This is a genomic window from Mumia sp. zg.B17 (assembly GCF_019550915.1).
Taxonomy (GTDB): domain Bacteria; phylum Actinomycetota; class Actinomycetes; order Propionibacteriales; family Nocardioidaceae; genus Mumia.
The window spans coordinates 15,085-28,999 of the sequence record NZ_JAHWCI010000009.1 but is presented as its reverse complement, the minus strand read 5'-3'; the positions used below and the strand labels follow the sequence as shown (position 1 = coordinate 28,999).

General features: G+C 70.1%; 9 protein-coding genes. 7 read left to right on the top strand and 2 right to left on the bottom strand.

Translation table 11 applies throughout. From position 1 onward, the window contains the following. Positions 1 to 33 precede the first annotated feature (33 nt). From KV097_RS17100 to KV097_RS17085, 4 genes are all read left to right on the top strand, one after another. Positions 34 to 537, top strand: coding sequence for a 2Fe-2S iron-sulfur cluster-binding protein (locus tag KV097_RS17100; protein ID WP_220343697.1), 504 nt, complete (start codon positions 34 to 36; stop codon positions 535 to 537). Beyond that, positions 534 to 1,535: a xanthine dehydrogenase family protein subunit M gene (locus KV097_RS17095; protein WP_220342839.1), complete on the top strand. Its 1,002-nt coding sequence runs from the start codon at positions 534 to 536 to the stop codon at positions 1,533 to 1,535. Before KV097_RS17100 ends, KV097_RS17095 begins: the two co-directional genes overlap by 4 nt. Further along, positions 1,532 to 3,649, top strand: coding sequence for a xanthine dehydrogenase family protein molybdopterin-binding subunit (locus tag KV097_RS17090; protein WP_220366590.1), 2,118 nt, complete (start codon positions 1,532 to 1,534; stop codon positions 3,647 to 3,649). The genes KV097_RS17095 and KV097_RS17090 overlap by 4 nt, the downstream gene beginning before the upstream one ends. A gap of 144 nt (positions 3,650 to 3,793) precedes the next feature. Beyond that, the gene (locus tag KV097_RS17085; protein WP_220366589.1) at positions 3,794 to 5,329 is read left to right on the top strand and encodes an MFS transporter; all 1,536 of its coding nucleotides are present in this window, start codon (positions 3,794 to 3,796) and stop codon (positions 5,327 to 5,329) included. Positions 5,330 to 5,395: 66 nt separating this feature from the next. Here the strand turns inward: KV097_RS17085 and KV097_RS17080 are convergent, their stop codons facing one another. Both KV097_RS17080 and KV097_RS17075 read right to left on the bottom strand, forming a co-directional pair. Then, complete coding sequence (locus KV097_RS17080; protein ID WP_255559816.1) at positions 5,396 to 7,774, bottom strand: immune inhibitor A domain-containing protein; 2,379 nt, start codon at positions 7,772 to 7,774, stop codon at positions 5,396 to 5,398. 234 nt (positions 7,775 to 8,008) lie between these two features. After that, entirely contained in the window at positions 8,009 to 10,441 is a 2,433-nt protein-coding gene (locus KV097_RS17075) for an immune inhibitor A domain-containing protein (RefSeq protein WP_220366588.1), read from the bottom strand. Between the two features lie 245 nt (positions 10,442 to 10,686). Here KV097_RS17075 and KV097_RS17070 point away from each other — a divergent pair, with 245 nt between their 5' ends. From KV097_RS17070 to KV097_RS17060, 3 genes are read left to right on the top strand one after another with little or no spacing between them, the layout of a single operon-like run. Then, positions 10,687 to 11,514: a purine-nucleoside phosphorylase gene (locus KV097_RS17070; protein ID WP_220366587.1), complete on the top strand. Its 828-nt coding sequence runs from the start codon at positions 10,687 to 10,689 to the stop codon at positions 11,512 to 11,514. Continuing rightward, positions 11,514 to 13,004 carry a cytosine permease gene (locus KV097_RS17065; protein ID WP_255559815.1) on the top strand — a complete coding sequence of 497 codons (1,491 nt, stop codon included), beginning with the start codon at positions 11,514 to 11,516 and terminating at the stop codon, positions 13,002 to 13,004. The genes KV097_RS17070 and KV097_RS17065 overlap by 1 nt, the downstream gene beginning before the upstream one ends. Further along, complete coding sequence (locus KV097_RS17060) at positions 13,004 to 13,855, top strand: NAD(P)H-binding protein (protein ID WP_220366586.1); 852 nt, start codon at positions 13,004 to 13,006, stop codon at positions 13,853 to 13,855. Before KV097_RS17065 ends, KV097_RS17060 begins: the two co-directional genes overlap by 1 nt. Positions 13,856 to 13,915: the final 60 nt, after the last annotated feature.

Here is a 13,915-nt window from a genome sequence, read left to right as displayed (position 1 = left end):
ATGGACGCCCGCCCGACCGGGTACCACTCCCGCATGGATGCCGACATCACGCTGTTGGTCGACGGTCGGTCGCGGACCCTCACGGTCGACACGCGCACGACCCTGCTGGACGCCTTGCGAGAACGGCTCGGCATCGTCTCTCCTAAGAAGGGGTGCGACCACGGCCAGTGCGGATCGTGCACGGTGCTCCTGGACGGACGTCGCCACCTGACCTGCCTCGCGCTCGCCGTCTCCTTCGACGGCGCGGAGATCGTCACCTCGGACGGGCTCGCCGCGGACGGCCTGCATCCGGTCCACGAGGCGTTCCTCGAGCACGACGGCTACCAGTGCGGCTACTGCACCCCGGGCCAGGTCTGCTCCGCGGTCGGGGTGATCGAGGAGGCGAAGCAGGGACACCCCAGCCACGTCACCGATGACCTCGAGGGCGACGTCGAGCTCGACGACGATGAGATCCGCGAGCGGATGAGCGGCAACCTGTGCCGCTGCGGAGCGTACCCCGGCATTCTCGCCGCGGTGCGTGAGGCGGCACAGGCATGAGGGCCTTCGACTACGTCCGGCCGACCGATGCGCAGGAGGCCGTCCGGGCGGTGGCGGGCAATCCGCGGGCACGGTTCCTCGCCGGGGGCACCAACCTCGTCGACCACCTCAAGCTGGGCGTCGCCGAGCCCGAGGTCCTGGTGGACGTGAGCCGGTTGCCGCTGGACCGCATCGAGGAGTACGACGACGAGCACGGCGCCGGTCTGCGGATCGGCACGAACGTCCGCAACAGTGACCTCGCCGCGCACCCGTCGGTGAGGTCGCGGTTCGAGGTGATGGCGCGCGCCCTCCTGGCCGGCGCCTCCGGCCAGCTCCGCCACCAGGCGACGACCGGCGGCAACCTGCTGCAGCGAACCCGGTGCGTCTACTTCCAGGACGTGACCACCCCCTGCAACAAGCGCGACCCTGGCAGTGGCTGCTCGGCCATCGGCGGGTACGGCAGGTACAACGCGATCCTCGGCGCCAGCGAGGCGTGCGTGACGACCCACCCCAGCGACCTCGCCGTGGCGCTCGCGGCTCTCGACGCGACGGTGATCGTGCTCGGCGTCGAGGGTGAACGGCGGGTGCCGCTCCGCGACCTCCACCGGCTGCCCGGCCACCATCCCGAGCGTGACACCGTGCTCGACCCCGCCGACCTCGTGACGGCCGTCGAGGTCCCGTGGTCGGCGGCCGGGCACCGCTCGACGTACCGCAAGGTCCGCGACCGGGCCTCGTACGCCTTCGCGCTGGTGTCGGTGGCTGCCGTGCTCACGATCGAAGACGGGCTCGTGGACGACGTCCGGATCGCGTGGGGAGGCGTCGCTCACAAGCCGTGGCGGGCCGAACGGGCGGAGGCGCTGCTGCGTGGACAGGAGCTGACCGAGGAGGCGGTCGTCGCCGCCGTCGAGGACGAGCTCGCCGACGCGCAGACCGACGACGAGACGGCCTTCAAGCCGGCCATGCTCCGACGGACGACGGCGTGGACGCTCCTCGCCCTGGCGGAGGGGCGGACGCGATGATCGAGCACCCGACGAGGCCGATCGACGCCCACGCGGTCGGGTCCGACCTGCGCCGGGTCGACGGTGTGGAGAAGGTCACCGGCCGGGCGGCGTACGCGGTGGAGCACGGCGAGCCGGACGGCGTCACCGATCCCCTGCACCTGTGGCTCGTGACGTCTACGATCGCCAAGGGCCGGGTCGTCGACGTCGACGGTGGCGCCGCCACGTCGCACCCCGGTGTGGTGGCGGTGCTCGACCACACGAACGCGCCGCGGCTGGACGACACCAGCAACGGCGAGCTCGCGATCCTCCAGGACGACGCGGTCGGCTTCCGCGGCCAGATCGTCGCGCTCGTGCTCGCCGAGACGTCCGAGGCTGCGCGGGAGGGGGCGGCGCTCGTCCACGTCCGCTATCGCGCCGAGCCGCACGAGGCCGAGCTGCGCGAGGACAACGCCGACGACAAGCCCGAGGTCGTCAACCCCTCGATGGACACCGACACCTCCGAGGGTGACGTCGACGCGGCGCTGTCCGAGGCAGAGGTCGTCGTGGCGGAGACCTACAAGACGCCGTACGAGCACAACAACCCGCTCGAGCCCCACGCGACGGTGGCCTGGTGGAGCGAGGACGGTGGCCGGCCGACGCTGACGATGTTCGACTCGACCCAGGGCGTCCACGGTGTCGTGCAGGCGATCGCGCCGATGCTCGGCCTGGAGCCGGATCAGGTGCGGGTCCGAGCGCCGTACGTCGGCGGCGGGTTCGGCAGCAAGGGCGAGGCGCACGCCCACGTCGTCGCCACGGCGATGGCGGCGCGGACGACCGGCGGACGGCCGGTCAGGCTCGCCGTGACCCGGCAGCAGATGTTCTCCCTGACCGGCTACCGCACGGCGACCTTCTCCCACCTCCGGCTGGGTGCCCGCCTGGACGGGACCCTGACCGCGGTCGAGCATGCCGTGCAGGAGCAGACCTCGGTCATCCGGGAGTTCGCCGAGCAGACGGCGGCGCCGACCCGGATGATGTACGCCGCGCCGAACCGCCGTACCAGCCACCGTCTGGCGCGGCTCGACGTGGCGGTCCCGTCGTGGATGCGTGCGCCGGGCGAGATGCCCGGGATGTACGCCCAGGAGACCGCCATGGACGAGCTCGCGGTCGCGGTCGGGGTCGACCCGATCGAGCTGCGCGAGCGCAACGAGCCGGAGGTCGATCCGGAGACGGGCAAGCCGTTCAACGAGCGGAGGCTGGTGGAGTGCCTGCAGCGAGGGGCGGACCGGTTCGGGTGGGACACGCGCCCGCCCGCGCCGCGCGCGACCGTCGACGGTGACTGGTGGATCGGCACCGGCGTGGCCTCGGCGACGTACCCCGCGATGAGGTCCCCGGGCAACGCTGCCCGTGTCCGCTCGCTCGGCGACGGGCGCTACGCCGTCGCGATCGGCGCCGTGGACATCGGGACCGGTGCCCGGACGGTCCTGACGCAGATCGCCGCCGACGCGCTCGGGGTCGGTACGGACGCCATCGAGCTGGCGATCGCCGACTCGTCGCTCCCGCCGGCGAGCGTGGCCGGAGGATCGTCGGGCACCAGCTCCTGGGGCACGGCGATCGTCGCCGCGGCGCAGCAGTTCCGCGATGACCACGGAGAGGCGCCCGACGCCGGCGTGGAGACGACGGCCTCGGCGGCGGCCAACCCGGCGACCGAGGAGTATGCGTTCCACTCCTTCGGTGCGGTCTTTGCCGAGGCACGTGTGCACCGGTGGACCGGCGAGGTGAGGGTGCCGAGGCTGCTCGGCGTCTACTCGGTGGGCCGGATCGTCAATCCGACCACGGCGCGGTCGCAGCTGCTCGGTGGCCTCGTGATGGGGCTCTCGGCGGCGTTGTTCGAGGAGTCGTACCGTGACCCGCGCTTCGGTCACGTCGTCACGCAGGACCTGGCGACCTACCACGTCGCCTCGCACGCCGACGTCCTCGGCATCGAGGCCGAGTGGCTCGAGGAGTCCGACGAGTCGTTCACCCCGATGGGCTCGCGCGGGATCGGCGAGATCGGGATCGTCGGTACGGCCGCCGCGATCGCCAACGCGACGTTCCACGCGACCGGGATCCGGGTCCGCGACCTCCCGTTGACGGCCGACCACTTCCTGGCCTGAGTCACCGCTCCCCAGGGCTGGTGGCGAAGAACACCACCCCTCGGCTTGAGTCGCGCGGTCTCGAAACTGTACCGTCTGGACGGGAATGACTGTACCGGCTGGACGGTTAAGTCAGACAGGACCGAGGCCTCGACAGGGGGAGACATGAGCACCACCACCGCACCACGCCGTACGGCACCCGTGCCGGCACGCGCCGGCCTGCGCCAGTGGGCGGCGCTCGCCGTCCTCATGCTCCCGGTGCTGATGGTGAGCATGGACAACACCGTCTTGAGCTTCGCGCTCCCCGACATCAGCTCCTCGCTGCACCCGTCCGGCACCGCGCTGCTCTGGGTCGTCGACATCTACGCCCTGATGCTCGCTGGTCTCCTGGTGGCGATGGGATCGCTCGGCGACCGCATCGGGCGTCGCCGCCTCCTCCTCGTCGGTGCGATCGGCTTCGGAGCGGTCTCGTTCTACGCGGCCCAGGTCGACGACATCAACGGGCTCATCGTCGCCCGCGCTCTGCTCGGTGTCTTCGGTGCGACGCTCATGCCGTCGACGCTGTCGCTGCTGCGCAACATCTTCTTGGACCGCCAGCAGCGGCGGCTCGCGATCGCGGTGTGGGCAGCCGGCTTCTCGGCTGGCGCCGCGCTCGGCCCCGTCATCGGTGGGTGGCTCCTCGAGCACTTCACCTGGCACGCGGTGTTCCTCATCAACCTCCCCGTCGTCGTGGTTCTGGTGCCGCTGGCGGTGTGGCTGCTGCCGGAGTCGCGCAACCCGAACCCCGGGCCGTTCGACGTGGTGAGCATCGTGCTGTCGATGACGACGATGCTGCCGGTCGTCTACGCGATCAAGACCTTCGCCGAGCACGGCCTCACCGCCGCCGTCGGCTGGACCGTGGCCGTCAGCGTGCTGAGCGCGGTCGCGTTCGTACGGCGCCAGCTGGCCCGCGAGCACCCGCTGGTCGACGTCACGATGTTCCGCAACCGCGTGTTCTCCGGAGCGCTCGGTGCCAACCTCCTGAGCCTGATGGGACTCACCGGCTTCCTGTTCTTCGCGGCGCAGTTCCTGCAGCTCGTCGTCGGGCTCGACCCGATGGAGGCGGCGTTGGTCCTGGTCCCGGGACTGGTGGCGACCATCCTGGCCGGTCTGCTCGTCGTGCGCCTCGTGCCGGTGTTCGGTGTGCGCGCTGTGGTGTCGGCGAGCTTCGGCCTGTCGGCGGTGGGCTACGCGATCGCGGCGTTCGCCGGCTCCCTGCCGTCCGCGACGTCGATCGCGGTCGCGTTCCTCGTTCTCGGTGTCGGCATCGGGTTCGCCGAGACGCTCACCAACGACGTCGTCGTGTCCAGCGTGCCGGCAGAGAAGTCGGGCGCTGCATCGGCGCTCTCGGAGACGGCGTACGAGATCGGCGCGGTGCTCGGCACGGCCGTCCTCGGCGGCATCCTCACCGCGACCTACCGCGCGGAGGTCTCGCTCCCGCCGCTGGCCGGCACCGAGACTCAGCGTGAGGCAGCGGGACAGACCCTCGGCGGAGCGATGGACCTGGCCGACGCCATCCCGCCGCAGGTCGGGGGCTGGCTCGTCGAGTCGGCGCACCTGGCGTTCGACCACGCCGTCCAGACCACGAGCGCCGTGGCCGTCGTGATCGCGCTCGGTGCCGCTGCCGTCTCGTGGTTCACCCTGCGCGACGCGGAGCGCTGAGCACGGCACAGCTACGGAGGGCCCGGGGCGATCTCTCGCCCCGGGCCCTCCGCACTCACGCTGCGATCAGTTGACCCTGATCCTCATCGAGGTGCCCTCCTGCTGGAGGACCTTCACCCGGACGCCGACGGCGGGGAGCTTGACGCCGTGGTTCGGCAGCTCCTCGTACCAGTACTTCTTGGTGTCGTCGAAGACCGGTTGAGCCGGTTGTGCGCGGATGTAGCTGGGCTTGCCGTTGGTGTGCAGCGTCATCGAATCGGCCTTGATCAGACCGAACGGTGCGTCGTAGACCTGGATGCGAGCCCGCCACGGAGCCCCGGTGGTGATGTTGATGATCGGCTCCGGGTGGGCGTCGATCGGCAGGTTGCGGCCCTGGCCGGGGTGGTCGGTCGTGTTGTTGTTGGCGATCGACGTGTCCCAGTACGAGATGAGCAGCCCCTGGCCGTAGCGGTAGTGCTCGACCCAGTCCGGCTTGGTGTTCATGAAGCCGAAGTTGTACGGGCCGGTCTGGAGGTACGTGTCATAGCCGACGTAGGACCGGTGGCCCATCACGTAGTAGTTGTCGTACTCCCTCGTCGTGGTCGCGCCGACGATGCTGTAGCCCCTGAACGTCCACGGCCCGGCACCGTTCTCGGCCCCGTCGGACAGGACGGTCGCCCCGTCCGCGGTCACCGCGATCTCGTCAAGGAACAGACCGGAGCCCACGGTCGCGGCGTCGGTCGTGTAGGAGGACCGGAAGAGGATCTTCTGGCCCGCGTACGCATCGAGCGGCACCGTGACCGGCCCCCACGCAGGGTGGTTGCCGTCGAGCGCCGGGTTGCCGTCGGTGTCCGTCCCGTACGGCTTGGCGTCGAGCGTGCCAGGCAGCGACGTCCAGGTCTTCCCGCCGTCGGTGGACGCCTGGAAGTACGCGAAGTCGTAGCCCTTCTCGATGGAGAAGCGCACCCTCGCATCGAACCTCGCCGACGTCTTGCCGGTCAGGTCGATCGCGGTGGTCATCGCGTTCTCCAGGTTGTTGCCCGACCCGGACCAGAACTGCTTGGTGCCGGTGGGCGCCGGACCGTTGCTCTCCTCGACGGGCTTCTTGGGCAGGACGACGACCGCACCCTGGGCCTTGTCGGAGTTCCACTCCTGCGGGCCGAGGTCGAGCCGCTTGGTCTGCGTGGAGGCGACGGCTTCGTAGTCGAGCCAGCCGAGCTGGAGCTTCTCCCACGCGCCGAGGTCGCCCGGACGGGTGCCGAGCGGCTCGCCGGCGCCGTTGAGTCGGCTCTGCGCCATCAACGTCCAGTACTCGTTGGAGTTGTCGCCCTTGCTGGTCGTGTCGTAGGCGTCGGGCAGACCCAGGTCGTGGCCGTACTCGTGGACGAAGACCGACAGACCACCGTTCTCGGGCTGGATCGTGTAGTCGCCGACCCAGATGCCGGTCGAGCCGATCTGGGTGCCCCCGAGCCGGTTCTGCGGAGGGCCGGTGCTGCCGACGTCGGTCCGGAACGCGTACCAGCGGTGCGACCAGATCGCGTCTCCCGCATAGAGCGGGTCGCCGTCGGCCTCGTCGCCACCGGCGTGCACGATCTGGAAGTGGTCGATGTAGCCGTCGGGCTCGTTGAAGTCGCCGTCGCCGTCGAAGTCGTAGCGGTCGTAGACGTCGTACGACGCCAGGTCGGCCTTGATCTGCGCGTCGGTGCGCCCCTTGGCCTGCTGGTCGGCGACCCAGGCGGTGAGCGCGTCACGGATGAGGTCCCACGTGTTGGCGGTGACGCGACCGTAGCGGGCCTGGTTGTAGGGGACCTTCACCCAGTCCGACACGGTGCCGTCGACGGTGTAGCGACCCGAGGACTGCGCCTCGTAGTACGTCTTCACCGACTCCTGGTCCTCACCGAAGTAGATGTCCTGGTAGTGCTGACGGTCGTAGTCCGGCTGCCAGTTCGTGGAGTTGTCCTGGGTGCGGTCCGGCTCGGGGATCTGGTTGACCTGCGGCCCGTCGAACCGTTGCGGCTTGACCGTGCCGTAGCGCGACCAGTCGTCGTCGGGGAAGTCCGGGTGACGCTGGTCGCCGAACTCGGCGAGGATCACGAAGACCTTGTCGGCCCGCTCCTGCGACAGCTCGACGTACTGGTCGTGGTCCCCGTCGTCGGCGAGTGCCTCACGACCACGCACGGTGGTCTGGGCGGCGGCGTCGGCCGGCGACAACGACGTCCCGACCTTGACGACCTCGGAGCCGTTCTTGGTGACGGGCTTCGCCTCGCCGTTGACGACCGAGGTGATCGCCTCCTCGCGGAGAGCCCGTCGCTTGTCCTCGAGCGGGTTGGGGAGCTCGTGGTCCTTGCTGGTCGTGGCGGCCGCGTTGACCGGGGGCGCCGAGGACGCCGTTCCCGGTGACGCGAAGGCGGCCCCGAAAGAGGCCGCCATGCCGAGGGTGATGAGTGCCGTGCTGAGACGTCTCAAGACTTCTCTCCCCTTCGTGCAACGGAGCCGGACCGATCGGTCCGGCGAGCCCGCGCGGTCCCCGCGACGTGATGGGTGATCACCCGGGGAGACGACGCCCGCTCTGCCACCCAACCTAGGAGCGATCACGTGCTCCGGCCACACGGGACAAGGCTCGGAGCGGGGACGGAGAGGGGACGGAGAGGGCCCCGGGGGGATCACCCCCGGGGCCCTTCCGTGCTCATGACGAGGAGATCAGTTGATCTTGATCCTCATCGAGGTGCCTTCCTGCTTCTGCACCTTGATCTTCACGCCCACCGCAGGCAGCTTGACGCCGTGGCTCGGGAGCTCGGCGTACCAGTACTTCTTGGTGTCGTTGAAGGTCGGCTGCGCCGGCTGTGCCCGGATGTAGCTGGGCTTGCCGTTGGTGTGCAGCGTCATCGAGTCGGCCTTGATGAGCCCGAACGGCGCGTCGTAGACCTGGATGCGAGCCCTCCACGGGGCGCCGGTCGCGATGTTGATGATCGGCTCCGGGTGGGCGTCGATCGGCAGGTTGCGGCCCTGGCCGGGGTGGTCGGTCGTGTTGTTGTCACGCACCGACGTGTCCCAGTACGAGATGAGGAGGCCCTGGCCGTAGCGGTAGTGCTCGACCCAGTCCGGCTTGGTGTTCATGAAGCCGAAGTTGTACGGGCCGGTCTGCAGGTACTTGTCGTACCCGACGTAGGACCGGTGGCCCATCACGTAGTAGTTGTCGTAGTCCCGCGACGTCGTCGCGGCGACGATGCTGTAGCCCACGAACGTCCACGGGCCGGCACCGCTCTCGGCGCCGTCGGAGAGGATCGTGGCTCCGTCGGCAGTCACCACGATGTCGTCGAGGAACAGACCGGCCTTGGCGAGACCGCCGTCGGTCTTGTAGTACGACCGGAAGAGGATCTTCTGGCCGGCGTAGGCGTCGAGCGGGACGGAGACGTTGCCCCAGGCGGGGTGCTCGCCCGACAGCGCCGGGGTGCCCGACGAGTCGGTTCCGTACGCAGCCCCGTCGATCGTGCCGGCGAGCGCCTTCCACGTCTTCCCGCCGTCGGTGGACGCCTGGAAGTACGCGTAGTCGTAGCCTGCCTCGATCGAGAACCGGGCCTTGGCCGTGAAGGCGGCCGACGCCTTGCCGGTGAGGTCGATCTCCGTCGTCATCGAGTTCGCCAGGTCGTCACCGGAGCCGGAGAAGAACTGGTTCTGACCCGACGCCGGAGCGCCGTTGTTGAGCTCGACCCGCTTCTTGGGCAGCACGACGACCGCACCCTGGGCCTTGTCGGAGTTCCACTCCTGCGGGCCGAGGTCGAGCTTCTTGGACTGCTTGTAGCCGACCGCCTCGTAGTCGAGCCAGCCGAGCTGGAGCTTCTCCCACGCGCCGAGGTCGCCCGGGCGCGTGCCGAGCGGCTCGCCGGCGTCGTTGAGGCGGCTCTGCGCCATCAGCGTCCAGTACTCGTTGGAGTTGTCGCCCTTGCCGGAGGTGTCGTACGCATCCGGAAGACCGAGGTCGTGGCCGTACTCGTGGACGAAGACCGACAGTCCGCCGTTCTCCGGCTGCAGCGTGTAGTCACCGACCCAGAAGCCGGTGTCGCCGATCTCGGCGCCGCCGAGCGGGTTCTGCTCGGGTCCGGTGAGTCCGGCATCGGTGCCGAAGGCGTACCAGCGGTGCGACCACAGGGCGTCCCCGCCGTAGATCGGGTCGCCGTCGGCCTCGTCGCCACCGGCGTGCACGATCTGGAAGTGGTCGATGTAGCCGTCGGGCTCGTTGAAGTTGCCGTCGCCGTCGAAGTCGTAGCGGTCGTACTCGTCGTACGACGCCAGGTCGGCCTTGATCTGGGCGTCCGTGCGGCCCTGGGCCTCCTGGTCCGCGACCCACGCTGTGACGGCGTCGCGGATCAGCTCCCACGCGTTGGACTCGTCGGGATCGCCGTTCTCGTCAGCGGTCGTACGGCCGTAGCGCGCCTCGTTGTACGGGACCTTCACCCAGTCCGACACGGTGCCGTCGACGGTGTAGCGACCCGAGGACTGCGCCTCGTAGTACGTCTTCACCGACTCGTCGCCCTTGCCGTCGCCGAAGTAGATGTCCTGGTAGTGCTGGCGGTCGTAGTTCGGCTGCCAGACCGTGGAGTTGTCCTTGGTCCGGTCGGGCTCGGGGATCTGGTTGACCAGCGGGCCGTCGAAGCGCTGCGGCTCGGCGACGTCGGGGTCGAAGTCGTCCCAGCCGTCGTCGGGGTAGTCCGGGTGACGCTGGTCGCCGAACTCGGCGAGGATGACGAAGACCTTGTCGGCCCGCTCCTGGGAGAGCTCGACGTACTGGTCCTGCTTCTGGGCCTTGGGGCCCTTGGCCGCTGCGAGGGCCTTGCGGCCCTTCTTGGTCTTCTGGGCGGCGGCGTCGGCGGGCGCGTACGACTTGCCGACCTTGACGACCTTGGAGCCGTTCTTGGTGACGGGCTTCGCCTCGCCGTTGACGACCGACGTGATGGCCTCCTCGCGGAGAGCCCGTCGCTTGTCCTCGAGCGGGTTGGGCAGCTCGTGGGCCTTGCCGGTGCGGTCCGCAGCGGTGACCGGCGGAGCGGGTTCGGCGGATCCTGGTGCGGCGTAGACGGCGCCGAACGAGGCCGCGACGCCGAGGGTGACGAGTGCAGTGCTGAGACGTCTCAAAGACTTCTCCCCTTCATGCAACGGTGGGACGGGCCGGACTGGCCCGGGGTGAACGCGTCGCCCTGTCCCACAGATGGTTGTGGGGGGGAACGAGACGCACCGCGGCCCAACTTAGGCATTGGCGGGCACGCACGTCTAGACCGGAAGTGCTCCTATTTTTCGTGCGTTTAGGCGAGGATTTATGGGGCACCTGCGTCGTCGCCCGCTGTTCCCCGCGCGAGGCGCGCGCGTGCCAAGATTCGTCCATGCGTGACGAGGCCGCTCTGTCGGCGGCGAGCCGGATCATCTCGGCGAGCGGGGTGGAGCGGCACGACGCCGCCGTCGTCCTCGGGTCGGGATGGACCGGTGCGGTCGACGTCATCGGCACCCCGAGCTGGCAGGTGCCGGCAGCCGACCTCCCAGGATTCTTCCCGCCGGCGGCACCCGGGCACGCGGGTCAGGTCGCCTCGATCCCATTGACCGCCGGGTCCGGGGACGTCGCGCACGTCCTCGTGCTGAGCGGGCGCACCCACCTCTACGAGGGCCACGGGCCCGCGGCGGTCGCCCACGGCGTACGGACGGCGGCGGCCTGCGGCGCCCGGATCTGCGTCCTCACCAACGCCAACGGCTCCCTCCGGCCCGAGTGGCCGACCGGGACGGGCATGCTGATCGCCGACCACCTCGACCTGGCCGCAGTCTCGCCGCTCGTCGGCGCCGACTTCGTCGACCTCACCGACTGCTGGTCGCCACAGCTGCGTGCGGTCGCCCGTGACGTCGACCCTCGCCTGGTCGAGGGAACGTACGCGATGCTCCGCGGCCCCGAGTTCCAGACCGTCGCCGAGCTCCGCGGCCTGCGCACGGTCGGGGCCGACGTCGTCGGGATGTCGACCGTCCTCGAGGCGATCGCCGCACGCGCCGCCGGGATGGAGCTGCTCGGGATCTCCGTCGTCACCACCACCGAGCTCGACGAGCACGGTGACCACCCTGTCCTCACCGATCCCGACGCCGTGGTGGCTGCCGCCGCGCAGGCGGCGACCGGTCTGGGCACCACGATCCGCCGAGTCCTCGCCGCAACACTCCTGAAGGAGCACTGATGTCCATGGAACCCCCCTCGAGAAGCCACGAGCCCCTCCCGGCTGCCGCCCCGGTCAGTGCGCCGACCAGCGCGATCGAGGCCAACGGGATCAACGTCATCGACGAGTCCGAGCGCAAGGGCACGCCACGGTCCCTGTTCTGGCCGTGGTGCGCGTCCAACATCTCGGTCTTCGGTGTTGCGTACGGTGCGTACTTCCTCGGATTCGGGGTCTCGTTCTGGCAGGCGCTCTTCGCCGGGCTGATCGGGACGGTGCTCTCATTCCTCCTGGTCGGGATCGTCTCGATCGCGGGCAAGCGCGGATCGGCACCGACGATGGTGCTGTCGCGCGCCGCGTTCGGCGTGCGCGGCAACACGCTGCCGAGCGCCGTCTCGTACGTGCTGCTCGTCGGCTGGGAGACGGTGCTGGTGTCGCTCGCGGCGCTCGCCAGCGCCTCGGTCATCGAGGAGCTCGGGTGGGGAGGCGGCGACGGGGCGCGGATCCTCGGCTTCGTCCTCACCGCCGCCGTGGTCATCGGCGCGGGCATCCTCGGGTTCGACACGATCATGAAGCTGCAGGTGTGGATCACCATCGCGACCGCGGTGCTGACCGTCGGCTACGTCGCGCTCACGTTCGACGACATCGACTGGGATGCCGTGACCTCGCTGCCGTCGGGCGGTGCCGCCGCGGTGATCGGACTGGCGATCTTCGCGACCGCGGGGTTCGGGATCAGCTGGGTGAACTCCGGCGCCGACTACTCCCGCTACCTGCCCCGTACGGCCTCGGCCGGCGGCGTGGTCCTCTGGACGACCCTCGGCGGGGCGATCGCGCCGGTCTTCCTGGTCCTCTACGGCCTGCTGCTCGCCGGGTCCGATCCCGCGCTGTTCGCGGCGCTCGGCGCCGACCCGATCGGCACGCTCGTGACGCTGCTGCCGACCTGGTACCTCGTGCCGTTCTTCCTCGTCGCGCTGGCCGGGCTGGTCGGCGGTGCGGTGCTCGACATCTACTCCTCGGGCCTCGCGCTGCTCACGCTCGGCCTGAAGACGCCGCGATGGGTCGCGGCGGCGATCGACGGCGCGATCATGGTGGTCGGGACGATCTACTTCCTGTGGATCGCCGACGACTTCTTCGGCCCGTTCCAGGGCTTCCTCATCACGCTCGCCGTGCCGATCGCGGCCTGGGCGGGGATCTTCGTCGCCGACATCGCGCTGCGCCGCCGCGACTACGCCGACCGCGACCTCTACGACCCGCGCGGACGGTACGGCGCGTGGAACGTGCCGACCGTGGCGTGGTTCCTGCTCGCGGTCGTCGTCGGCTGGGGCATGGTCACGAACACCTACGCCGACTGGCTGGGCTGGCAGGGCTACCTGCTGGAGCCGCTGCAGCTCGGCGGCAAGAAGGGCGAGTGGGCGTTCGCGAACCTCGGTGTCGTCGCCGCGCTGGCGATCGGCTTCGTGGGCTACCTCCTCACCGGGCGCGGTCAGGTCGCTCGTCAGGAGGCGCGGCGCTGATGTCGCCGCCCGTCACCGCGACCCGCTCGCGGATCGCGGTGACGGGTTCCACCGGCCGTCTCGGTGGGCAGGTGGTGCGCGCCTTGGCGGGCAGCGCCGAGCACGAGGTGGTCGCCCTCGCCCGCACCCCGGCGTACGACGGGGGTGGGAAGGTCCAGTCCGTCCACGCTGACTACGACGATCCCGACTCCCTGCGGACGGCGCTGGTCGGCGTCGACACGCTCGTCTTCGTCTCGAGCGACGGCGAGGCGGCGCGGATGATGACGCACCACCGCAACGTGGTCGAGGCGATCGTGGCGTCGGACGTCGCGCACGTCGTGTATCTCTCCGGTCTGGACGTCGACCTCTCCTCGCCGTTCTGCTACGCCTACACCAACGGCACGACGGAGGAGCTGCTCGCCCGTACGGGCCGTGGGCTGTCGGTCGTGCGTGCGTCGATCTTCACCGAGTTCTTCGCCGGTCTCGTGGCGCGAGCGAGACCGTCCGGCGAGCTGCGGCTTCCCGCTGGCGACGCGCAGGTGTCCCTGGTCTCGCGAGACGACGTGGCGCGTTGCCTGGCCGCGTTGGCGACGACGCCGACGGGGCGCTCCCACGACGTGACCGGGCCGGTGGCGCTCGGCATGGCGGAGGTGGCCGAGGTTGCGGAGCGGGCCTGGGGCACGCCGGTCTCGTACGTCGACGTCCCCCCGACGACGTTCGGTGCCGAGCTCGCCGCGAGCGGGGAGGACCCGTGGTGGACCTACGCGTACGCGTCGCTGTTCGCCTCGATCCGCCAGCGGCGCTGGGAGGCGGTGTCCGAGGAGGTGCGGGCGCTCACCGGCCGCGCCCCGTCCGCCCCGTCCCCGTGGTGAAGACTTCAGGTCGGTTTCAGCAGCAGAAACCGACCGCAACCCTTCACAACGGGGACGGGA

Excerpts from the sequence above, each read along its gene's own strand:
- KV097_RS17100 (WP_220343697.1), top strand. The coding sequence starts at position 34 with ATGGATGCCGACATCACGCTGTTGGTCGACGGTCGGTCGCGGACCCTC.
- KV097_RS17095 (WP_220342839.1), top strand. The coding sequence starts at position 534 with ATGAGGGCCTTCGACTACGTCCGGCCGACCGATGCGCAGGAGGCCGTC.
- KV097_RS17090 (WP_220366590.1), top strand. The coding sequence starts at position 1,532 with ATGATCGAGCACCCGACGAGGCCGATCGACGCCCACGCGGTCGGGTCC.
- KV097_RS17085 (WP_220366589.1), top strand. The coding sequence starts at position 3,794 with ATGAGCACCACCACCGCACCACGCCGTACGGCACCCGTGCCGGCACGC.
- KV097_RS17070 (WP_220366587.1), top strand. The coding sequence starts at position 10,687 with ATGCGTGACGAGGCCGCTCTGTCGGCGGCGAGCCGGATCATCTCGGCG.
- KV097_RS17065 (WP_255559815.1), top strand. The coding sequence starts at position 11,514 with ATGTCCATGGAACCCCCCTCGAGAAGCCACGAGCCCCTCCCGGCTGCC.
- KV097_RS17060 (WP_220366586.1), top strand. The coding sequence starts at position 13,004 with ATGTCGCCGCCCGTCACCGCGACCCGCTCGCGGATCGCGGTGACGGGT.